Genomic DNA, 20304 nt, shown 5'->3' on the forward strand with positions numbered 1-20304 from the left:
GGGCGGGGCCGCCGGGATCAGTTGCGCGTCCCGACGAGCGGCTCGGCGAGGTCTTCGCCGCCGGCTTCGTCGAGGGTGTGCCGGTGCGATTCGGGAACCAGACGGGTCAGCGCGATGCCGGCCGCGAAACTTGCTGCCGCGACGAGCGTGGCGACCCGTAGTCCTGCCTCGCTGAGCAACCACGGAATCAGCGTGGCGCCGACGACCGCACCGATTTTGGCGATCCCGGAGGAAAGGCCGTGGAAGGTGCTGCGGATCGGGGTGGGAAACGATTCGGCGGCGAGGAGCATCGTCGTGTAGTTCGGGCCGAACGCGACGCCCAGCAGTGAGATGCCGAAGACGGCGACGAAGGGGACGGTCGTGGCGCTCAGTGCGGGAACCAGGCCGATCGCGGACAGCGAGAGCGCACACAGGGCGAGGCCGACGATCTGCTGCAGCCGGCGGGGTATCCGGTCCAGTGCGCCGAGGCCGACCACCGCCCCGATCAGGCTGAAGCAGGAGACGAGGATGGCGTTCAGCGCGGTGTTCGCGACGACGCCGGCGTCCGGATCGATGTTCTTGATCAGCAGTGGCTGGCTGACGTTGTTGCCGTAGACCGCGAGGTTGAAGAAGAACCACACGCCGGCGGTGCCGAGCAGGACCAGCAGAGGCGAGCGGCGCGTTCGCCGCGAACCCGCCGCACTGGCGCGGGCTCCCGCGGTGTCGGCTACCGGGGGAACACTACGGCCGGCGTAGGCCGTCAAATCGTCCATCGCACGCTCGGCGTGGCCGCGATCGGCTGTCCAGCGCGGGGATTCGGGCATGTGGCGGCGCTGGTAGAGGACGAGCAGCGACGGGATGACGCCCAGTCCCAGGATCAGCCGCCACGCCAGGTCGTCCGGCACGCCGGCGGCCAGCACCAGCAGGCTGATCAGATAGGCGCTCACCTGTCCGAATACGTAGAAGATGAACGTGATCCCGACCAGCCGTCCGCGATTGAGCCGGTTGGCGTATTCGGTCATCAGCACACCGCTGGCCGGATAGTCCCCGCCGATGCCGAGGCCGAGGACGAGCCGCCCGATCACGAGCACGGTGAAATTCGGGGCCAGTGCGGAGAGCAGCGCACCGATGATCATCAGCACGGCTTCCAGCCCGTACACCCGGCGGCGCCCGAGGCGGTCGCCCAGCCTGCCGAAGACCATCGCTCCGGCTGCGACGGCGAGCAGGCACGAACTGGTCAGCATCGACGTCTGCCCGCTGCTGAGACGGAACTGCGGCTGAACCAGCAGCACGACCGTGCCGATCACGTTCAGGTCGTAGGAGTCGGTGAAGAAGCCTGCGCCGGCGGTCGCCGCGGCGCGGAGGTGGAACACGCTCAGCCGGGCGTCGTCGAGTGCGCGAGACACGGATTCGCGTGAGATCGGGGTGGTCATCGCTGCTCCGGGGGAACCGAGGGGTGCCGTGACACGGCGGTCGGACGGACGCGCCGCGAACGGCGCCAAGCCACGTCTCATTCCGCTTGGACGCAACTTGTCATGCCAAGTACGGTGCTCATCGGATCTGCCGGATGCAACCAAAATCCTCGTTCGATTGCTGATTTTGTGGCAGCGTTCATCCCGCGTTCAGCTGGACGGCCCCGATGGTTGCGCGAGGTTGCCCTCCACATGTCCGGACAGGTAGAAAGGAGCGCATGACGACGACTCTGCACGGCGCGATCGCCGAGGATCTGCGTGAGCGGATCCGTGACGGCCGACTCGAGGTGGGCGGGCTGGTGCCGTCGGAGTCGGAGCTCTGCGAGCAGTGGAAGACCTCACGTGCGCCGGTACGCCAGGCGCTGGCGACCTTGCGGTCGGAGGGCGTGATCTCGGGCGGGCGCGGCCGGCGCTCGACGGTGAACCCGAACGCGATCGGGCAGCCGTTCGACACCTTGATGTCCTATTCGGCCTGGGTGCGCTCGCTCGGCCGCACGCCCGGCCAGCGGACGCTGGAATTGGCGCTACGGCCGGCGGATACCGCGGCGGCCGCAGTGCTGGACATCGAGGAGGGTGCGCTGGTGGTCCAAGGACTGCGGCTGCGCTTGCTGGACGGCGTGCCGGTGATGCTCGAGCGCGCGACCTATCTCGAAAGTGTCGGCCGCCTGCTCTTCGACTTCGATTCGGACTCTGGATCGCAGTGGGAGTTCCTGCAGGGCCGCGGCGTGGAGTTCGCGGCCGCGTCGCACACCATCGACGCGGTGGCCGCCGACGAGATCGACGCGGCACAGCTGGACGTGTCCGCAGGAACCCCGTTGCTGCGGCAACGGCGGACCGCGCGGGATCCGCACGGTGTCGTCATCGAGCACAACGACGACCGCTACCTCCCGACCGAGATCGCGTTCACGCTCGAGAACGCACCGAACATGCGGACCCCCCTCGTCCGCCGCGCACAACCGGGAGAGAAGGAGCGGGAATGAATCAGTCCACAGTGGACCTTGCAGTGCTCGACATCGCCGGAACCACGGTCGACGAGGGCCTCCGGGTGTACCAGGTCCTGGCGGAGACCGTGCGAGCACACGGTGGTGCACCGAGCGATGCCGACCTCAACCGCTGGCACGGCTCGGCCAAGCACGAGGCGCTGAAGGCGCTGCTGACGGACCCGGCCGGGCACGGGCCGGAGCCGGATCGGCTGGCCGCCGTCGTGGACGATTTCCGCGCCCGGCTGAAGGCGGTGTATGCCGCCCATCCGCCGGTGCCGCTGCCGGGCGTTGTGGAGGCGATCGGCCGGCTCCGGCGGGCAGCCACGAAAGTCGTCCTGAACACCGGCTTCGACCGCGAAATCGTCACGATGCTGCTCGCCGCCCTCGGCTGGGAGGGCGACGCGGTCGTCGACGGCGTGGTCTGTGGTTCCGAGGTTCGGCAGGGGCGCCCCGCGCCGTTCATGATTTTCCGGGCCATGGAGCTGGCCGGAGTCACCGCGCGCTCCCGCGTCCTCGTGGCCGGTGATACGCCGCGTGATCTGCAGGCAGGCGTCAATGCCGGGGCAGGCTACGTCGTCGGGGTGCTGTCCGGCGCGGGGACGGTCGAAGAGCTCGGCGCCGAGACGCACACCCATCTGCTGCCCTCGGTCGCCGACATCCCGCGGCTCGCCGGAATCCCCGACCTGCAGGAGACCCGATGACCCGGGCCGGCGCGCAGCCCCGGGACCCGGCGACGACGGACGGGATCGCACCCGCGGAGACGGTTGCCGCCGTCTGGCGCGGCGGCGACCGGGTGGATCTCGAAGTGTTCCCGGTTCCGCCGCTCGCCGACGGCGAGGTACTGGTGTCGGTCGACCTCGCGACCGTGTGCGGCAGTGACCGGCACACGGTCAGCGGGCGCCGGGTGCAGCCGCGGCCCTCCATCCTGGGGCACGAGACGGTCGGCGCGGTGCTCGCCAAGCGCGGCCGGGTCCGGACCGTCGACGGGCACGAGCTCCGGATCGGCCAGCGGGTGATCTGGTCGGTCACGTTGCCCTGCGGGAACTGCGACCGGTGCCGGGCAGGGATCACCGCCAAGTGCCGGCACCTGCAGAAGGCCGGCCACGAAGCGCTCGGCTCCGGCTGGCCGCTTTCCGGCGGTTACGCCCAACACGTCCTGCTCCCACCGGGGATGCCGATCGCGGCGGTCGGCAGCGGGCTGCCCGACGAACTCGCGGCACCTGCTGCATGCGCCACTGCCACGGTGATGGCGGTCATCGAGCGCGCCGGGGAGCTGCGCGGCCGTCGCGTCGCCGTCATCGGGGCCGGGATGCTGGGCCTCACGGCCGCCGCCGCGACCGCATCCGCAGGCGCCGCAGCGGTGACCGCAATCGACGTCAGCGCCGGACGACGCGTGCTCGCCGAACGGTTCGGCGCCACCCGCGCCGTGGCCGACCTGGCCGATGCCGGGGAAATCGACGCGCTGCTGGAATTCTCCGGCTCCACCGCGGCCCTCCAGCAAGGGTTGCGGCTGCTGGACATCGGAGGCATCGCCGTACTCGCCGGCGCCGTCGCCCCGGACGGGACACTGGAGATCAGCCCCGAATTCATCGTCCGAAGTCACCTTTCCGTTCGAGGCCAGCACAATTACGAGCCCCGCCACCTGGGCGCGGCGTTACGCTTCCTCGAAGAGACCGCACACACGTACCCGTGGGCGGAATTGGTCGCAGCCCCGCGGCCGCTTTCGGAAATCCGCGAGCTTCTGGTGACCACTCCGGGGCCGACGCCGCGGTACTCCGTGGCACCGGCTCGTTGAAGAATGCGTGTGACCGGGTTTGTGTTCGTAGTGGATGGTCGGGTGCGGGCAGCCGGCCGGCCCGGCGAGGAGCAGCAGTGGCGCGTCGAGCCGTCGGCGGCGGCGCTGCCGCGGACGGCCGGTGGACCTGGCCGGGTTCGACTCCGGCCCGCGCAGCCTGCGCGCCAAGGAGCGGGACCCGTCTGACGAGGTTCGCCCGTTCAGGCGAATCACCTTGCTCACGTTCGGCTGTTCCGCGACCAGCCGGCGCGGTGCTTTTCCGCGGCCCGCAAACCGGTCGCATTCCGGAGGGCCCTCGCCGAATTGCCGGTGTCGCCGCTGAATACGGTGCGGCACACCGGAGCCGTGGACCGAGAAACCGGCTTCGCCGAGAAGACCGCGCCGTGGGGTGGCTCCGGCCGGTGCGGTCCGCGACGAGACGGTTGTCCGCCGGACAGAAGATCGCTGAGCGCTTGCCTCCTGGCGTCCGGCCCGCCCAGACTCGGTAGTGGAGCCGGTTCCCGCTGGAACCGGTTGGTCTGTACCAGGCCCCTCTCACCGTTGCTGGAGGTCTCAATGTGGTCTCGTCGTGCATCCCTGCTGGTGGCCGTGGGAGCGGTGGCACTGGCCACGGCTGCTCCTGCGGGTGCGGCTCCTGCTGCTGCGGAGTACGTCGCCATGGGCAGCTCGTTCGCTGCCGGGCCGGGAATCCCGTCGCAGCAGCCGGGCACTCCGCAGGTGTGCGCGCGTTCGGACCACAACTACGCCAGCCTCGTCGCGGGTGACCTCGGGCTGGCGCTGGCCGACCTCAGCTGCAGCGGCGCGACGGTCGCGAACGTGCTGGACACACCGCAGGCGGACCAGCCGCCGCAGGTCGAGGCCGTCGGCCCGGAAACGCGCGTGGTCACCGTGACCATCGGCGGAAACGACGTGAACTACCTCGGCAGCCTGGGCACGTACTCCTGCCTGACCAGCGGCGGTTCCGACTGCGGCAGCGTCGACCAGGACGCGATCAACCGCACCTTCGGCGAACTGCAGGGACGCCTGGAGAACGTGGTGCACGCCGTGCACGACCGGGCTCCCGAGGCGAAGGTCGTGCTCGTCGAGTACCTCACGATCGTGCCTGCCGGCGACGCCTGTGACGGAGTGCCGCTCACCGGCGACCAGCTGACGTTCGAGCGCAGCATCGCCGACCGGCTCGCCGATTTCACCCAGGCCGCCGGGTCGAATGCGGGCGCCACCGTCGTGGACGTCGCGGGCGCGAGCGCCGGGCACGATTCCTGCTCCGGCGAACCGTGGGTGGAGAAGTACGATGTCGCGCCCGGACGCACCTCGTATCACCCGAACGAGGCCGGCATGGCCGCCGTCGCCGACCTGGTGAAGCCCGAGGTCGCCGCTACGGCGTGACCGGCGCCGGATCCGCCGGCCGACTGCGGCCCCGGACGCGCCGGCGAAGGCCCGCTGAACGGCAAGCCCTGTCGTGAAAGGGCTGTCGAGGTGATTCGGCCGGCCGGGTTCCGGTCTGCTGGCTCGTCGGCCGGGTTGCCTGCGGCCGACCGGCTGCCGGGCTGGTCACCGGAAGGCGGGCTGGTCGCCGTCACTCGCTTTCGGTGATGAAATCGGCCAGGGCCGCGGCGACGGCGCCGGGTTGTTCGTCCGGGATGAAGTGTCCTGCGTCCGCCACCACGACTCCGGTGGCGGTGGCGGCCCACGGCCTGAGGGAAGCCGCCATGTCCGGGATGGAGCCGTGGCTGCCGGAAATTCCGAGAACCGGCACGGTCAGGTGTTGTCGTTGCAGGGTCTCGTGGTTTTTCCGCGCCGATTCGGTGGCGTGCCGGTAGTAGGCCAGGGCGGCGCGGAGTCCGCCGTCAGCGGCGAGGGTCGCGGCGTACTGCTCGATTTCGGCGTCGTCGAAGGTGCCGGGGGAGTGGGCCTTGGCCCGCAGAAACCAGCCGACGTAATCGCGTTCGTGGCCTGCGAGCAGTGTTTCGGGCAGGCCGGGCACGACGTGGAAGGCGAAATGCCAGGTCTTCCACGCCTTCCCGGGGTCGGTCGGGACGCTGTCCGGGAGCGTGATGCCCGGGATCCCGGCGTCGAGCAGTGCGACGCCGCGCAGGTGGCGCTCGTACTTCAAGGCGAGGGAGAAAGCGACCCACGCGCCGATGTCGTGGGCGACGAGCCAGTACGCCGAAACTCCGAGCGCCTGCACCGCGGCGTGGACGTGTGCCGCGACCGTGTGCGTGTCGTAGCTGCCCTCCGGGCGTTCGGAGTGCCCTTGGCCCGGCAGGTCGATCGCGATGACGTGGTAGCGATCGGCCAGGGCGGGCATCACCTTCCGCCACGCCCACCAGGTCTGCGGGAACCCGGCGAGCAGAACGACGGCCGGGCCGTCCGGGTGACCGCCCTCGACCGCGTGCAGCCGGACACCGCCCCCGTCTACCCAGCGGCTGGTGAAACCGGTCAGGGCGGGCACGGGCAGGCCGGAGACCGGATTGCCGGGGACACGGGCGGTACTTGCCGGGACAGCCATGGCTTCGCTCCATCGGGGTCGGGTGCCTGCAGCGTATCTATCCTGAACCGATTGGTTCAAGATAGGATGACCAGCACCACAGAGAGAGCAGCAGGGAGGTGCGGGGTGGCCGGCAAGAAGCAGTTCGACCTCGACACGGTGCTCGATGCCGCGATGATCCAGTTCTGGCGGGCCGGTTACGCCGAGACCTCGGTGGACGACCTGTCCCGGGCGACCGGGCTCAACCGCAGCTCCATCTACTCCTCCCTCGGGGACAAGGACGCGCTGTTCCTGCGTTGCCTGGAGCGTTACGCCACGCGTTACGGAGGCAAGTACGACGCTGCGCTGTCCAGTGCGGCCGATCGGCCACTCGCAGCCGTGCGGGCATTTTTCGCGGTCACCCTGGACCGCATTGCGGACCCCGAGCTGCCCGACGGATGCCTGGTGGCTCAATCCGCGATGGCAATACCGGTCTTGAGTTCGGCGGTTGCCGCGCGCGCCCAAGAAGCCGTCGGTTTCCAGCGAACCCGACTGCGTGCCGCGCTGAAGGCCGGCGGATTGCGCGACGAGACGGCCGAGGCTTTCGCCATGCACAGTGCGGCCGTGAACCAGTCCCTTGCCGTCATGAGCAGAACCGGGGCGAGTGCCGAGCAATTGCGCGCGGTCGTCGAGGTAACCCTCGACGCGCTTGCGCGCACTCTCAACCTTGGCAATCGGGGCGAGTAGCCGGGCGGGAGTCCGCCCGAGCGCCGATGTCTTGCGCCCTCCGGGCGGGCGGGGTTTCCGTTCAGCGTGGGGGTACTGCTCGCCAACGGTGGTGAATGTGGCCGGCTGAGCGGGTCCGCGATCCGCGCCGACTGAACCAGCGGATCAGCTTGCGGATCGCCAGTCGTGCCGGCGGCACGCCCGTCCCGCGGGCAGGCCCGTGGTTTCCGTGCCGGGTCCGCCAGCACCGCAGCGGCACCGGGCGGCCGAAGGGCTTGACCGGTGCCGCTCGTTGCACGGGGTTCGGTCCGGTCAGTCGCCCGAGGGCCAGGACGGTCCGGGGATCGCGCGCCGCAGCGCGGGTGCCACCTCGGACTGGAAGAGTTCCAGCGCGGCGCGGTGCTCGCCGGGCGTGCGGCCGTCGCGGTCGGCGGAGAGGTGGACGACCTGGTGGCCGAACTGCTCGTGGTAGCGCAGCACCTTCTCGATGATCTGCTCCGGGCTGCCGATCAACGCGGAGCTGCGCTCGGCGAAGTCCTCCAGGGTCGGGAAAACCGGTTCCAGGCCGAGTTTCCGCTGGAATTCGAGCCGGGCCCGGAAAAACGGCCGGTAGGTGGCGAGGGCGTCCTGGGAGCGGCGCGCGACGTGGAACCCGGCCGTTCCGGCGCCGACCACCGCGTCGGCGGGGTCGTGGCCGTGCACGGCCCATCGTTCGCGGTAGTGCCGGATCAGCTCGGCGTACGGTTCGATCGGGTTGGTCACGTTCGCGGAGAACAGCGGATCCCCGTGTTGCGCGGCCAGTTCGACGGATTCGCGGCTGGTGGCGCTGCCGTGCCAGATCCGGATCGGCTGTTGCAGCGGGCGCGGCCAGGTCTGCGCGTCGGTCAGCGACGGCCGGAACCGGCCGGACCAGGTGACCCGGTCGGCCCGCCAGAGTTCGCGGAACAGTTCGTAGCCTTCGGCGTTGCGCGCCCACTGGTCCTCGGGCGTGACGTGGAACAGCTCGCGCTGGGCGGAGCCGTTGCCCTTGCCGATGATCAGCTCGAGCCTGCCGCCGGAGAGGTTGTCCAGGGTGGAGTAGTCCTCGAACGCGCGCACCGGGTCCAGCAGGCTGAGCGTGGTGACCGCGGTGAACAGCCGGATGCGGCGGGTCCTCGCCGCGATGTGGCTCAGCACCACCGGCGGGGACGAGGAGAGGAAGGGGCGTTCGTGCCGTTCCCCGACGCCGTAGCCGTCGAATCCCAGTTCTTCGGCGAGTTCGGCGTTCTCGACGACCTCCCGCAGCCGGTCGGCGGTGCCGGCGAGTGCGCCGGTCTGCGGGTCGGGGGCGTGCGTGATGAGCGTGATCAGCAGGAATCTCACGCCAGCTCCAGGTGCTCGCGCAGGGTGGCACCCGAGTAGGCGGTGCGGTAGACGCCGCGCTCCTGCAGCTGCGGGACGAGCCGGTCCACGACGTCGTCGATGGTGCCGGGCACGAGGTGCGGACTGAGGTTGAACCCGTCGACGACGCGGTCCCGGGCGTAGCGGGCCCATTCGTCGGCGACCTGACCGGGCGTGCCGATGAACGAGTGGTGCCGTGGCTGGACCTCCAGCACCAGTTCGTGGATCGAAAGGCCTTTCGTCTCGGCCAGGTCCCGCCACTGCCGGATGCGTTCGAGCTTGCCGGTGCGGTGCTCGATCGAGATCGTGCCGCGGGACGGGTCCAGCTCGCCCTCGACGGGTTCGATGTCCGGCAGCGGGCCGTGCGGGTCGTAGGCCGACAGGTCCTGGCCCCAATATTGTTCGAGGAACGCGATCGCGCGCTGCGGGTTGATCTGGCGGCGCCGGATCTCCTCGGCGCGTTCGGCGGCCTCGGCGGGGGTGTCGCCGAGGACGACCGACGTACCGGGCAGGATGCGCACCGAGTCGGCGGAACGGCCGTGGCGTGCCAGCCGCTCCCGCAGATCGGCCGCGTACGCGGCGGCCTTGTCGTACGCGCCGTTCGCGGAGAAGACCACATCGGCGTGCCGTGCGGCGAGTTCCCGGCCGCCGGCGGAGTCGCCTGCCTGGAACAGCACCGGACGGCCCTGCGCGCTCGCCGGGACGGTCGGCTCGGCGCGCAGCCGCACCAGATCGGTGTCCGCCTCGACCGGCCCGTTGCCCGCCCACAACGCCTTCGCCGCTTCCACGAACTGCGTCGCGCGTTCGTAGCGGCGCTCGTGCTCCAGCCAGCCGCCGTGCCGGAAGTTGGCGCCGGTCCAGGCGTTGTCCGTGGTGACGATGTTCCAGCCGGCCCGTCCGCCGGAGACGAAATCGAGTGAGGCCAGCCGCCGCGCCAGGTCGGCCGGGTAGTTGTACGTGGTGTTCTGCGTTGCGACGAGCCCGATCTTCGTGGTGGCCCCGGCCAGCGCGCTCAGCTGCGTGATCGCGTCCGGCCGGCCGGCCACGTCGAGTGCGTGCACGCGGCCGCGGTTTTCCCGCACCCGCAGGCCTTCGCCGAGGAAAAACGCGTCGAAGAGCCCGCGTTCGAGCGTGCGGGCCACGGACACGTAGGTCTCGATCTCGGTGTGCGGTGCGTTGGCCGGGTCGTCCCACAGGAACTGCGATCCGACACCGGTGTAGAAGACCCCGAGGTGCAGCTGTGCGGTCATGCGATTCCCTTCGACGCTGCGGCGAACCGGTTCTCGGGGCGGGCGAGCCCCAGCGTGCTGCGAAGCGTGACTCCCGGCTCCGGCGGTGCGTGCAGACCCAGCCGGTGCAGCTCCGGCAGTACCTCGCGGCCGAGGAGCGGCAGGTCCGCCGCCGGGACCGCGGGGTGCAGGCGCACCCCGTCGAGGTCGGCGGAGAGCTCGCCGAGCAACTCCGCCAGACCGGCGGCGGAGCCGGTGTAACGCGCCCGTCCGTTGGCCGGCCGGTCGGCCGGTGCACCGGGTACGAGCAGGACCTCCAGTTCGCCGAACACCAGGGGAGCACCGGACCCGGCGGCCTGGCGAGCCCGCAGCCGCAGATCCTCGGCATCGGTGCCGCCGACGAGCACGATGTCCGGCCGGACGACCTCGGCGAGGTCTTCCGCGGCGAGCACGACCAGGCTGCCCTGCGGCGGCCGTGGGGTGATCAACGGGCCCTTGACCGAAAACGTCTCGCCGGTGAAGTCCACGTGGTGGACCTTGTCCGGGTCCAGGTAGCGGCCGGTCGCGACGTCGGCGATGACCGCGTCGTCCTCCCACGAATCCCACAGCCGGCGGATCGTCTCCACGACGTCGGCGACTTCCCGGCGATGGTCCTCCGGCCGGGGGCGGCCGACCGTCGCGAGTGCTTCGGCGGTGTCGGCGGCGCCGACGAGCCATGCCGCGCGTCCGTGCGTGGCATGGTCGAGGCTCGCCAATTGGGCGGCGAGGTGGAACGGTTCGGCGGTCAGCACGTGCGAGACCGGCGCCAATCCGATGCGCACGGTCCGGGTCGCCGCGTAGGCGGCGCGCACCGTGGCGTCGATCCGGAACCCGCCGCCGGGCGGCACCGGCGCGTCGTCGAAAGTGGCGAACGTGAAGCCGGCCCGCTCGGCGCCGGTGACGGCCTCCGCCAGGATCCGCGGGTCCGTCCGCGCGGCTTCGGTGTGTGCCCCGTCGAGCTCGACCGCGATGTGCAGGGTCCTGCGGGGCTGGGGTGAACTCATGCGGGTACCGCCCTCGGCTCGTTTCTGCCAGGGGTAGTCGCTGCCGGCGGTGCTCCGCACCGGTGCTCAGGATGTGGGCGGCCGGACGCTGTTGTTCGCCGGGCCCGGCAGTCCGGACGGTCAAGAAAAATCCGACATTGTCCCACGTATTGGGCGTTCCGTGGCGGCGCTGTCCCGGCGGCGCCGGCGCCCCTACAGTCCAGCGGTCATGAGTTCCGATTCGAAGCCGAAGGGCACGGTGCGGATCAGCGCCGACTGGGCGGCAGTACTCGTCGCCGCCGTGCTGGTGGCGTTGGCCGCGTTCGGTGTGCTGCCGTCGATCCCGTTTCTCGTCTCATGACCACCGGCGTGCTCGAAGACCGGCGTGGGGTGGACGCGATCCCGGTCGTGCGCTACCTGCCGGGACTGCTGCTGCTCGCCGCGGTGGGCGTGATCGGGACACTGGCGCAGAACGGGGTGCGCAGCATCGGCGAGGCCACCGGGACCGCGTTGCCCGATCTCGAGTACGTGCTGTGGGCGATCATCCTCGGGCTGATCATCCGCAACACCGTGGGCATCCCGGCGCTGTTCCGGGCGGGAGTGGGCACCTACGAGTTCTGGCTCAAGACCGGCATCGTGCTGCTCGGCGCCCGGTTCGTACTGGGCGACCTGGCCAAGCTCGGCGGTTTCAGCCTCGGCCTGATCCTGGTCGACATGGCCGTGGCGACCACGGTGATCCTCTTGGTGGGCAAGGCTTTCCGGCTCGGTGGCAAACTGTCTTCGCTGCTGGCCATCGGCACTTCGATCTGCGGTGTCTCGGCGATCATCGCGGGCCGCGGTTCGATCGACGCCGACGACGAGGACTCCGGCTACGCCATCGCGGCGATCCTGGCACTGGGCGCGGTCGCGTTGTTCACGTTCCCGATGATCGGGCACGCACTGCAGCTGTCCGACACGGAATTCGGGCTGTGGGCAGGCCTTGCCGTGGACAACACCGCCGAGACGACGGCGACCGGCGCGGCATACTCCCCGCACGCGCAAGACGTCGCGGTCGCGGTGAAGAGCACCCGGAACGCGTTGATCGGGCTCGTCGTGCTCGGCTACGCGGCCTACTGGTCGACCCGGGGAGGCAAGGCCGTGGCCGGCGGACTGAAGGGACGTGCCGGCTTCGTGTGGCGCACGTTCCCGAAGTTCGTGCTGGGCTTCATCGCGGTCTCCGCACTGGCCACCGCACACGTGTTCGGCAAGGCCGACGTCAGCAGTCTCGGCAACCTCTCCAAATGGGCGTTCCTGCTGTGCTTCGCCGGCGTCGGGCTGAACTTCGACCTCCGGCAGATGGCGCGCAGCGGCCTGCGCCCCCTGGTCGTGGCCGCACTCGGCCTGGTCGTGGTCGCGGCGTGCTCGCTAGGACTGGTCCTGCTGACCTCGCAGTGGATCAGCTTCTGACCCGGTTCCGGCGATGGCCGCAATGCGCGCGTACGAAGGCACATGGCCTGCCGGGCAACCGGGTCTGGGGGCGGGCGGCCGCCTCACCTGCGTGCGGGGGATGATCGCCGGATGACACGTTCCGGTGTGCCGGCGGGAGGACGAGCATGACCATCTTCGGGATCGGGCTCGACACCGGATTCAACGGCGCCGACGCAGGCATCCACGACCCGGCAGTACTGCTGTCCCAGGCGCGGAACGCGGACCGCGACGGGCTGGACGTGGTCACGATGACCGACCATCCCTACCGGGCCGAGCAGTTCGATGCCTACGCCGCGCTCGGGTACCTGCTCGGTGCGACGACCCACGTCACCGGCGTGGTCACAGTGACCAACCTGCCGTGCCGGCCGGCGCCGATGCTGGCCAGGACCGTCAGCGCATTGTCCGAGCTGTCCGGCGGGCGGATCGCGCTCGGCGCGGGCGCGGGGGTTTTCTGGGACCAGATCGTCCGGCTCGGTGTCGAACCCCGCACACCCGGCGCGGCCGTCCGGTTGCTCGACGAGTCGTTGCGGCTGATCAAGCTGCTCACCGGAGGCGGCGAGCCGGTGACCTTCCACGGCGAGTTCCACCGGGTCGACGGTCTGGTCCCGGCATCGGTCCCGTGCCCGCCGATCTGGAGCGGATCGATGGGACCGAAGTCGCTGGCGGTCACCGGCAGGCTCGCCGACGCGTGGTTGCCCGCGGGTGCGCAGGACTGGCGAAGCGAACTGGTCGCCACCTCGAGGAAGGTCATCGACAAGGCGGCGCACGACGCGGGACGTGATCCGGCGGCCATATCGACCATCTACAACGTGTTCGGCCGCATCACGGATGCTCCGCTCGCGACACGCGCGGTGGACGGCAGCCGTGCGGGCGGCTCGGCCGACGAACTCCTGACATCGGTTCGTGGGCAGCTGGCGAGCACCGCCCCGGCCACCCGCAATCCGGACGGCACGTGGGCGGGCGGATCGGTGCGGCAATGGGTCGACGAACTGACCACCGCGGTCGACGACTTCGGCGCAGGCGGGTTCGTGTTCTTCCCGATCGCCGAGACGCTGCAGGACGCGGAGCGGGCCCGTGCCCGATGGGCGCGCGAGATCGTGCCCGCCGTACGTGCCGCGACCAGATGACAGTTCTTCCCGGCTCCCGGCAGGTGGAGTCGTTGCTGCCGGGGTCGGGCCGGGTCGGTGGCGGGATCTGCCCGCGCGCTACGGGGTGTGGCGGGCCGTGCATGGACGATTGTGGTTGTGGTCCGTGGATGGCACCTGGCAGAAGGTTCTCGACGAGGTCATCGTCCGGGACGGCTCGGTCGGTGATGTGGGGCGGATCGTGAGCGTTGATTCCAGCGTGATCCGGGCTCACCCGCATGCTGGTCCATCGAGTCGGTCCTGGTCGGCCAGGCTGCCGACCTGCTGCAGTGCTTGTGGATAGGTCTGCTCACCTCCGTCGACCCGGCAAGTACCAGGGGAGCGACACGTCACGTTCGTCAGTCCCGGGTGTGACGACCGGATCGCCTGCCGCACCGCGAAAGGCTCACGCAGGACTCGCCCGCCGGTCTTCGACCGCGACCGATACCAACAGCGCAACGTGGTCGAACGCTGCGTCAACCGGCTCAAGCAGTTCCGCGACATGGACACCCGCGAGGCGCCGCCTACTAGCAAGCCGGACTCACCATCCTCCGGCTCCGCTGGCTTACAGGACAGGCCCTAAGCGGGCCGCGCCGCGGTGGTGGCCTCCAGCCAGGGGACGATCGCGGCGACGAAGCCGTCGGGGTTGGTCATCGGGCGGCCGTTCATGGTGGCGACCAGGTGACCGACACCGAACAGCGCGTCCCAGGTGCGGGCGCGGCGGTAGGTGTCGCCGGAAACCGCGCGGCGGACGTTGTCCCAGCCGTGCCAGGCCATCAGGGCGGCGTCGATGGCAGGGTCGGCGGGCATGGCCAGGTCCCAGTCGAGGATGCCGACCAGCTTGCCCTCCGCCGACCAGTGCACGTTGGAACCGCCGAGATCACCGTGCACCAGTGCGTCCGGCACGGGCTCCATGGCCAGGACGGCGTCCAGGCGCCGCTGTCCCTCGGACTGCCAGCGCGCGGGCAGCCGGGGCAGGACCTCCTCGGCGACGACCGTTGACCACGACGGACCCTGCGTCCGGCCGTCCACCGCCGCCAGCAGCGAATCGTCCAGTGGCACGGAGCGCACGGCCGCCAGCACCTCGGCCACCAGCGCCGGGTCGCCGACCCCCTCGGGCAAGGCGGCACCGTCGATCCACGACACCGCAACGGCGGCCCGGTCACCGAACATGGTCACGGGCGTGAGCGGCTCCGGAACCCGGAACGGCAAGCCGGCGGAAGCCAGCTGCCGCAACACCTCCACCCGGCGGGGCATCGACGCGGCGGCGAGCGGCCGCTTGCTGACCCGGACCGCCGCGAAGCCCGGGATCAGCAGCACATGGTGGACGTTGCCGTCGGCTGCGACGAAGGCGTCGTCCAGCCGCACGCCGGGCAGCAGCGCAGAGGCGATCGCGAGCAAGTCCGGGGCGGCTTCGTGCATGCCCGGAACGTACCCCGGATCGATACCGCCTCTGCGTTGCCGATCGTTCGGCACGAAGAGCAGATTCGCGACGGAGAAGTACCGCAGCACACCGGTGAATCCGGCCGGCAGCACGTCGAACCCAATGCTGAATCGCTGCACGAGCCCGCGTCTGCCGGGGCGCGAAGTGCAGGTGGTCCCGCCGAAGACCGGACTCGACGTCCAGGGGCCGTCGACGTGTTCCGCTGCGCCGCGCACGCCTTCGCCGAGGCCGGTTCGGCCGAGTACGTGCGACCACATTTCGGTCGTGCGGCACCGTTCGGTGCGGTGCGGCTCCCGCTCGGTGGGCAGATGCGGCCGGTCGTGGCAAACGTCTTCCGTTGGGAATCCGGTGCGGTTAGCGTGGGCCGGGTTACGCACAGTGAGTTCGTGCCGGCGTCGCTGCTGCCACGGTGCCGGCACGCAAGCCGCCGATCGACAAGTGGGAGTTTCGATGCCGCGCCCGTACGCCAGTGGAGTCGTCGCCGCGCATGCCGACAAGGTCTGGGCCCAGCTCCGGGCCTTCGGCGGTGCGTCCGCCTTCCTGTCCGCGATCAGCCACAGTGAGCTCGTCGAGGGTCTCGAAGGACAGGTCGGAGCCGTCCGGCGGCTGACCCTCGAGGCGGGCGGCGACCCGTTCGACGAACGGCTCCTCGCGCTCGACGACGCCGGTCGCACGCTCACCTACACCTTCACCGGGGCGAATCCGTTCGGCGTGCGCCGCTACGTTTCGACGGTCCGGGTCAGCCCGGTCACCGATACCGGCGAGTCGTTCGTCGAGTGGTGGGGCGAGTACGACGCCGACGCGGGCCAGGAGGAAGAGCTCGACCGCACCTTCGCCCAGGGTGTGTACGGCAGCGGCATCGCCGGGCTGCGCAAGATTCTCGCCTAGTACGCCTCGCCGGAGGCCGGACACGAATTCACCGAACGGAGTTGCGCACATGGCTTTCCCCGGCCTGCAGCACGTCGCCATCACGGTTTCGGACCTGAACCGCAGCACCGAGTGGTACAGCCGGCTCTTCGACGCCGAACCCGCGCTCGACGAGGACGAAGAGAGCGGCGATTTCCACCACACGGTCTTCGCACTGGACGGCGGAATGCTCTTCGGCCTGCACACCCACCCCGGCCGTGACGCGAAAGACCGCTTCGTCGAGACCCGCACCGGCCTCGACCACGTGGGCTTCGCGCTTTCCGGCACCACGGAACTCGAGCAGTGGCGCGATCGCCTCGACGAGCTCGGCATCGCCCACGGCGGCATCAAGAAGGCGCATTACGGTTCCGGCGTGTCGTTTCGCGACCCCGACAACATCGCGCTCGAGTTCTTCATCGCGCCGGGAACCTGACCGGGCCCCCCGCCGGCCGCTGCCCCCTGGTGCAGACGAACTCGTAGAACCAGGCGCGGAACCGGGGGTCGCGCATCAGGTGGTGGTAAGCGCGCAGGTCCTCGGCAGTGAGGCCATCACGCAGCGCGAGGTCTTCGACCTGCCGCACGAGGTTGCTGGACAGCAGGGCCGCGGCGCTGCCGCCCTGCGCCGTGGGCGTGAAGCTGCGGGCTTCGATGTTCACCAGCCCGGCTTCCCGCATCCGTGCGTCCACCTCGTGTGCCCAGGTGAAGGACACCGCACCGGCACGGGCAGCGGCCGCGTGCGCGGTCTGCTGCACGCGGTGGAACAGCGCTTCCTCGGCGGAACCCGGTGTGCTGACCACCCGGGTCTGCGGCCCGAGGTATTCGCCGATCACCAGCCAGCCGCCCGGCACCAGCCGATCGGCGAGCATGGCGAGCAGTTCGGCGCGCCGGGAAAGGTGCATCAGCACCAGCCGGACGTGGATCAGGTCGAAGCGGTCCCGGCCGGGCACGCCGTCGGTGATGTCGTGGCGCAGTACTTCGACCCGCGGTGACCCGGTGAGGTGGGTGGTGTCGACGTCCACGGCGAGGACGTCGGCGCCGCGCCCGGCGAGCCATCTGCTGATCGAGCCGCCGCCCGCGCCGACGTCCAGGCAGCGCATGCCGGAGCGCACCCCCGCGGAGTCCAGGCATGCGGTCGTCTGCGGGTCGAGCAGCTGCTGGAGGTACCCGAAGTGTTCGCCGGCGAGTTCCTCGGTGTCGCCCAGCACGTATTCCCGCGTGTCTTCGGTGGTCATGGTTGCTCCCCCTGCTGTGGTGCCGATCGGCCGATCCTCGGCTACCGGGCTTTCGCGGCGCTTTCACCGATCGCGACCGTTTCGTCCGGCCCTGCGGTACCGTCGGGGGCTGTGCGCAGTGGGGACGCCGGGTGAGATTCGAGGTCCTCGGGCCGGTGCGGGTCCGGGTGGCCGGCGCGGACGTGCCGATCGGCGGGCGGCTGCGGCGGCGGCTGCTGGCCATGCTGCTCGCGCACCCCGATGAACCGGTGCCCGCCGAGACACTGCAGGAGACCCTGTGGGGCACCCGCGCCGGAGCACAACGTCTGCAGCTGCAGGTGCACCGGCTGCGCGCAGTGCTGGGCGACGAAGCGGGGCTGCTGTCCCACGGCCCCGGCGGATACCGGCTGCGAGTGCGGCCCGGCGAACTGGACTCGGTTGTGTTCGAGCACCTCGTCGCCGAGGCGGGTGAAATCAGCGAGCCCGATCGGTGCGCGCAGCTGCTGGACGAGGCCCTGCGGCTCTGGCACGGCACCCCGTATCAGGACGTGGACATTCCGGCGCTGGCCGGGGAGATCGAGCGGCTGTCCGAGTGCAGGCTGCTCGCCGTCGAGGAGTTCTACCGCGCGCAGCTGCGCCGGGGACGGCACGCCGAGGCGGTCGGCGGGCTCGCCGATCTGGTCCGTGCCCACCCGTTGCGGGAGCGGCTGCACGGACTCCTGATGGTGGCGCTGCACCACGCGGGCAGGCCGGGCGACGCGCTGGAGGTGTACCGGTCGGCGCGGGCGGTGATCGTCGCCGAACTCGGCATCGAACCGAGCAGCTACTTGCGCGCCCTGCAAGAGCAGGTGCTCGCGGGCGAGGCGGTCGAGCCCGACGGACCAGCGCACCGAAGCGTGGTGCCCGCCCAGCTGCCCCTTGCCGCGTCCGGATTCGTCGGCCGGGCCGCCGAGCTGGCCCGGCTGGACGGCTACGGCGCGGCCGGGGGACGCTTCCGCCCCGTCGCCGTCGTCGGAACGGCAGGCGTGGGCAAGACCGCGCTCGTCGTCGGCTGGAGCCACCGGGTACGGCACCGGTTCCCGGACGGACAGCTCTACCTCGACCTGCGGGGCTACGGTCCGGACGCACCGGTGCCCGCGGCCGAGGCGCTCGCCGTCTTCCTGCGGGCGCTGGGCGTCGACCCGTCCGCCATCCCGCCCGACGGTGCGGAACGCGCGGCCCGGCTCCGCACCTTGGTGCACGACAAGCGAATCCTGTTCGTGCTGGACAACGCCCGCGACGCCGGACAGGTGCGTCCCCTGCTGCCGGGGACACCGACCTGCCTCGCCGTGATCACCAGCCGGGACGCGTTGTCCGGGTTGACCGTGTGCGAGGGCGTGGATCGGCTCCCGCTGGACAGGCTCAGCGTCGAGGAGGCCGGCACCCTGCTCGCCGGCCAGCTCCCGGACCACGATGCCGGTGAGCTGCGGGCGCTGGTGCGCCGCTGCGCCCGGTTGCCGCTGGCGCTGCGGATCGCCGCCGAGCGGCTGCGCGCCCATCCGGCGCTCGCCGACCTCTTAGCGGAGCTGGACGACGAGCAGGCGCGGCTGGACGCGCTGGAGACCGGTGACGATCCGCATACGTCGGTCCGCGCGGTGCTCGCCGCGTCCTACCGCCATCTCGACCCGGCAGCCGCGCACCTGTTCCGGCTGCTCGGCCTGCACCCCGGCAGCATGGCCGACCTGCGCGCGATCGCCGCGTTGCACGGCGACGAGGAACCGAGGCAGCTGCGCCGCCGGATCGAGCTGCTGGTCCGGGCGCATCTCGTCGAGGTCACCGCCGACCACCGCTACCGGCTGCACGATCTGTTGTGGAGCTACGCCGCCGAACTCGCTGCCGCCGATCCTCCCGAGAACCGGCGGGCCGCCTTCGGGCGGTTGCTGGACCACTATCTGGGCACTGCGGCGGCGGCCGCGCGGTTCATCGCCGCGCACGAGTTCGGCGGGCAGCTGCCCGTCACCTGGGCACCACGGACGTACGAGGCGGCCCTTTCCTGGCTGGACACCGAGCGCGCGAACCTCGTGCGGGTCGCGGCGGCCGCGGCCGAGCACGGGTTCGCCGGAAAGGTCGCCGACTTCGCCCGGGTGCTGTTCGCCTACCTCGACCTCGGGTGGCACCTCGACGAGGCGCGCGAGCTGTACCGCATCCTGCAGACCGTCGCCGGAAACCCCGTCGAGCAGGGACTGGCCGCACGCGGGCTGGGCCTGGTCGCATTCCGGGAGGGCCGTCTCGTCGAGTCCGAGCGCTGTTTCCGGGACGCACTGGCGTATCACGAACGAGCAGGTCAACCGGCTCCGCTCGGGTTGACGCTGAACTGCGCCGGGATCGCCGCCGGGTTCTCCGGCCGCGTCGACGACGCGATCGGGCACCTGCGTCGTTCCCTTGGCCTGTACCGCGAACACGGCCCCCGCCCGCCGATGCACCGGCCGCTGGTCAACCTGGGGCTGCTCTGCCGGCGCACCGGCAGGTTCGAAGAGGCCGGCGCCTGCCTGCGCGAGGCGCTCACCGTCGCCGAGGAGAACGACCACCGGCCGGGCATCGCGCAGGCGCTCTACGGCCTGGCCTGCCTGTGCCGCGACACCGGGCAGTACGACAAGGCGCTCGGACACGGCTACCGTGCGGTCGAGATCGCCCGCCTCGGCGGGTTCCGGTTCCTCGAAGGGCTGGCCCTCAACCGGCTCGGCACGGTGCACCGCGGACTGCACGACCAGGACCAGGCGGCGGGTTGCCACCACGAGGCACTGCTGCTGGCAAGAGCAACGGCCAATCCGCACCTCGAAGTCATCTCGCTGAACGGGCTCGCCAGAACGCATGCCGCACGCGGTGCCGCCGCCGAAGCGGCTGCCGGTTACGCCGAAGTCCTGCAGCGCACCGAAAACGGCGAGTTCGGCTATGAACGGGCGTGCGCCCACGAAGGCCTCGGCGACCTGCATCACCACACAGGCGATCAGGACGCCGCAGCCCGGCACTGGAACTGTGCCCGGGACCTCTACCACAGCCTCGACTCGACCGGGGCCGATCGCGTCCGGTGCAAGCTCGCTGCCCGCGACGGTTGACTCC

At 70.8% G+C, this 20304-nt stretch carries 18 protein-coding genes; 11 read left to right on the forward strand and 7 right to left on the reverse strand.

All coding sequences use genetic code 11. From position 1 onward, the window contains the following. Positions 1 to 17 precede the first annotated feature (17 nt). The gene (locus ABD793_RS03295) at positions 18 to 1412 is read right to left on the reverse strand and encodes an MFS transporter (RefSeq protein WP_344855096.1); all 1395 of its coding nucleotides are present in this window, start codon (positions 1410 to 1412) and stop codon (positions 18 to 20) included. Between the two features lie 257 nt (positions 1413 to 1669). On the opposite strand from ABD793_RS03295, the gene ABD793_RS03300 reads away from it, so the two are divergent. The 4 genes from ABD793_RS03300 to ABD793_RS03315 all read left to right on the forward strand — a co-directional run bounded on the left by ABD793_RS03300 (position 1670) and on the right by ABD793_RS03315 (position 5615). Further along, entirely contained in the window at positions 1670 to 2431 is a 762-nt protein-coding gene (locus ABD793_RS03300) for a GntR family transcriptional regulator (RefSeq protein WP_344855099.1), read from the forward strand. Continuing rightward, positions 2428 to 3135: a phosphonatase-like hydrolase gene (locus ABD793_RS03305; RefSeq protein WP_344855101.1), complete on the forward strand. Its 708-nt coding sequence runs from the start codon at positions 2428 to 2430 to the stop codon at positions 3133 to 3135. The genes ABD793_RS03300 and ABD793_RS03305 overlap by 4 nt, the downstream gene beginning before the upstream one ends. Then, positions 3132 to 4229 carry a zinc-binding dehydrogenase gene (locus tag ABD793_RS03310; RefSeq protein ID WP_344855104.1) on the forward strand — a complete coding sequence of 366 codons (1098 nt, stop codon included), beginning with the start codon at positions 3132 to 3134 and terminating at the stop codon, positions 4227 to 4229. Before ABD793_RS03305 ends, ABD793_RS03310 begins: the two co-directional genes overlap by 4 nt. Positions 4230 to 4784: 555 nt before the next feature. Further along, the gene (locus tag ABD793_RS03315; RefSeq protein ID WP_344855108.1) at positions 4785 to 5615 is read left to right on the forward strand and encodes an SGNH/GDSL hydrolase family protein; all 831 of its coding nucleotides are present in this window, start codon (positions 4785 to 4787) and stop codon (positions 5613 to 5615) included. Between the two features lie 190 nt (positions 5616 to 5805). Here the strand turns inward: ABD793_RS03315 and ABD793_RS03320 are convergent, their stop codons facing one another. Continuing rightward, positions 5806 to 6738: an alpha/beta fold hydrolase gene (locus ABD793_RS03320; RefSeq protein WP_344855110.1), complete on the reverse strand. Its 933-nt coding sequence runs from the start codon at positions 6736 to 6738 to the stop codon at positions 5806 to 5808. Between the two features lie 105 nt (positions 6739 to 6843). Between ABD793_RS03320 and ABD793_RS03325 the strand changes: the two genes are divergently transcribed. After that, positions 6844 to 7443 carry a TetR/AcrR family transcriptional regulator gene (locus tag ABD793_RS03325; RefSeq protein ID WP_344855112.1) on the forward strand — a complete coding sequence of 200 codons (600 nt, stop codon included), beginning with the start codon at positions 6844 to 6846 and terminating at the stop codon, positions 7441 to 7443. A 291-nt stretch (positions 7444 to 7734) separates the two neighbouring features. Here ABD793_RS03325 and ABD793_RS03330 read toward each other — a convergent pair whose 3' ends face one another. From ABD793_RS03330 to ABD793_RS03340, 3 genes are read right to left on the reverse strand one after another with little or no spacing between them, the layout of a single operon-like run. Continuing rightward, positions 7735 to 8784, reverse strand: coding sequence for an LLM class flavin-dependent oxidoreductase (locus ABD793_RS03330; protein ID WP_344855114.1), 1050 nt, complete (start codon positions 8782 to 8784; stop codon positions 7735 to 7737). Further along, the gene (locus ABD793_RS03335; RefSeq protein WP_344855116.1) at positions 8781 to 10052 is read right to left on the reverse strand and encodes an LLM class flavin-dependent oxidoreductase; all 1272 of its coding nucleotides are present in this window, start codon (positions 10050 to 10052) and stop codon (positions 8781 to 8783) included. Before ABD793_RS03335 ends, ABD793_RS03330 begins: the two co-directional genes overlap by 4 nt. Next, positions 10049 to 11074 carry an LLM class flavin-dependent oxidoreductase gene (locus ABD793_RS03340; protein ID WP_344855118.1) on the reverse strand — a complete coding sequence of 342 codons (1026 nt, stop codon included), beginning with the start codon at positions 11072 to 11074 and terminating at the stop codon, positions 10049 to 10051. The genes ABD793_RS03335 and ABD793_RS03340 overlap by 4 nt, the downstream gene beginning before the upstream one ends. A 208-nt stretch (positions 11075 to 11282) precedes the next feature. Between ABD793_RS03340 and ABD793_RS03345 the strand changes: the two genes are divergently transcribed. From ABD793_RS03345 to ABD793_RS03355, 3 genes are all read left to right on the forward strand, one after another. Then, positions 11283 to 11414: a hypothetical protein gene (locus tag ABD793_RS03345; RefSeq protein ID WP_344855119.1), complete on the forward strand. Its 132-nt coding sequence runs from the start codon at positions 11283 to 11285 to the stop codon at positions 11412 to 11414. Next, positions 11411 to 12499: a YeiH family protein gene (locus ABD793_RS03350; protein ID WP_344855121.1), complete on the forward strand. Its 1089-nt coding sequence runs from the start codon at positions 11411 to 11413 to the stop codon at positions 12497 to 12499. The genes ABD793_RS03345 and ABD793_RS03350 overlap by 4 nt, the downstream gene beginning before the upstream one ends. A 146-nt stretch (positions 12500 to 12645) precedes the next feature. Then, positions 12646 to 13647 (forward strand): LLM class flavin-dependent oxidoreductase, encoded by a 1002-nt coding sequence (locus tag ABD793_RS03355; RefSeq protein ID WP_344855124.1) that lies wholly within the window; start codon positions 12646 to 12648, stop codon positions 13645 to 13647. Positions 13648 to 14223: 576 nt separating this feature from the next. Here the strand turns inward: ABD793_RS03355 and ABD793_RS03360 are convergent. Further along, positions 14224 to 15345: an aminoglycoside phosphotransferase family protein gene (locus ABD793_RS03360; protein WP_344855126.1), complete on the reverse strand. Its 1122-nt coding sequence runs from the start codon at positions 15343 to 15345 to the stop codon at positions 14224 to 14226. Positions 15346 to 15538: 193 nt separating this feature from the next. Here ABD793_RS03360 and ABD793_RS03365 point away from each other — a divergent pair, with 193 nt between their 5' ends. Further along, the gene (locus ABD793_RS03365) at positions 15539 to 15976 is read left to right on the forward strand and encodes an SRPBCC family protein (protein WP_344855128.1); all 438 of its coding nucleotides are present in this window, start codon (positions 15539 to 15541) and stop codon (positions 15974 to 15976) included. Positions 15977 to 16025: 49 nt separating this feature from the next. Beyond that, the gene (locus ABD793_RS03370; RefSeq protein WP_344855130.1) at positions 16026 to 16427 is read left to right on the forward strand and encodes a VOC family protein; all 402 of its coding nucleotides are present in this window, start codon (positions 16026 to 16028) and stop codon (positions 16425 to 16427) included. Here ABD793_RS03370 and ABD793_RS03375 read toward each other — a convergent pair. After that, positions 16408 to 17226: a class I SAM-dependent methyltransferase gene (locus ABD793_RS03375; protein WP_344855132.1), complete on the reverse strand. Its 819-nt coding sequence runs from the start codon at positions 17224 to 17226 to the stop codon at positions 16408 to 16410. The genes ABD793_RS03370 and ABD793_RS03375 overlap by 20 nt on opposite strands. Positions 17227 to 17357: 131 nt before the next feature. Here ABD793_RS03375 and ABD793_RS03380 point away from each other — a divergent pair, with 131 nt between their 5' ends. Further along, complete coding sequence (locus ABD793_RS03380; protein ID WP_344855134.1) at positions 17358 to 20300, forward strand: AfsR/SARP family transcriptional regulator; 2943 nt, start codon at positions 17358 to 17360, stop codon at positions 20298 to 20300. Positions 20301 to 20304 lie beyond the last annotated feature (4 nt).

Source organism: Amycolatopsis ultiminotia (genome assembly GCF_039536925.1).
GTDB classification, from domain to species: domain Bacteria; phylum Actinomycetota; class Actinomycetes; order Mycobacteriales; family Pseudonocardiaceae; genus Amycolatopsis; species Amycolatopsis ultiminotia.

Excerpts from the sequence above, each read along its gene's own strand:
- ABD793_RS03295 (WP_344855096.1), bottom strand. The coding sequence starts at position 1,412 with ATGACCACCCCGATCTCACGCGAATCCGTGTCTCGCGCACTCGACGAC.
- ABD793_RS03300 (WP_344855099.1), top strand. The coding sequence starts at position 1,670 with ATGACGACGACTCTGCACGGCGCGATCGCCGAGGATCTGCGTGAGCGG.
- ABD793_RS03305 (WP_344855101.1), top strand. The coding sequence starts at position 2,428 with ATGAATCAGTCCACAGTGGACCTTGCAGTGCTCGACATCGCCGGAACC.
- ABD793_RS03310 (WP_344855104.1), top strand. The coding sequence starts at position 3,132 with ATGACCCGGGCCGGCGCGCAGCCCCGGGACCCGGCGACGACGGACGGG.
- ABD793_RS03315 (WP_344855108.1), top strand. The coding sequence starts at position 4,785 with ATGTGGTCTCGTCGTGCATCCCTGCTGGTGGCCGTGGGAGCGGTGGCA.
- ABD793_RS03320 (WP_344855110.1), bottom strand. The coding sequence starts at position 6,738 with ATGGCTGTCCCGGCAAGTACCGCCCGTGTCCCCGGCAATCCGGTCTCC.
- ABD793_RS03335 (WP_344855116.1), bottom strand. The coding sequence starts at position 10,052 with ATGACCGCACAGCTGCACCTCGGGGTCTTCTACACCGGTGTCGGATCG.
- ABD793_RS03340 (WP_344855118.1), bottom strand. The coding sequence starts at position 11,074 with ATGAGTTCACCCCAGCCCCGCAGGACCCTGCACATCGCGGTCGAGCTC.
- ABD793_RS03345 (WP_344855119.1), top strand. The coding sequence starts at position 11,283 with ATGAGTTCCGATTCGAAGCCGAAGGGCACGGTGCGGATCAGCGCCGAC.
- ABD793_RS03350 (WP_344855121.1), top strand. The coding sequence starts at position 11,411 with ATGACCACCGGCGTGCTCGAAGACCGGCGTGGGGTGGACGCGATCCCG.
- ABD793_RS03355 (WP_344855124.1), top strand. The coding sequence starts at position 12,646 with ATGACCATCTTCGGGATCGGGCTCGACACCGGATTCAACGGCGCCGAC.
- ABD793_RS03360 (WP_344855126.1), bottom strand. The coding sequence starts at position 15,345 with ATGTGGTCGCACGTACTCGGCCGAACCGGCCTCGGCGAAGGCGTGCGC.
- ABD793_RS03365 (WP_344855128.1), top strand. The coding sequence starts at position 15,539 with ATGCCGCGCCCGTACGCCAGTGGAGTCGTCGCCGCGCATGCCGACAAG.
- ABD793_RS03370 (WP_344855130.1), top strand. The coding sequence starts at position 16,026 with ATGGCTTTCCCCGGCCTGCAGCACGTCGCCATCACGGTTTCGGACCTG.
- ABD793_RS03375 (WP_344855132.1), bottom strand. The coding sequence starts at position 17,226 with ATGACCACCGAAGACACGCGGGAATACGTGCTGGGCGACACCGAGGAA.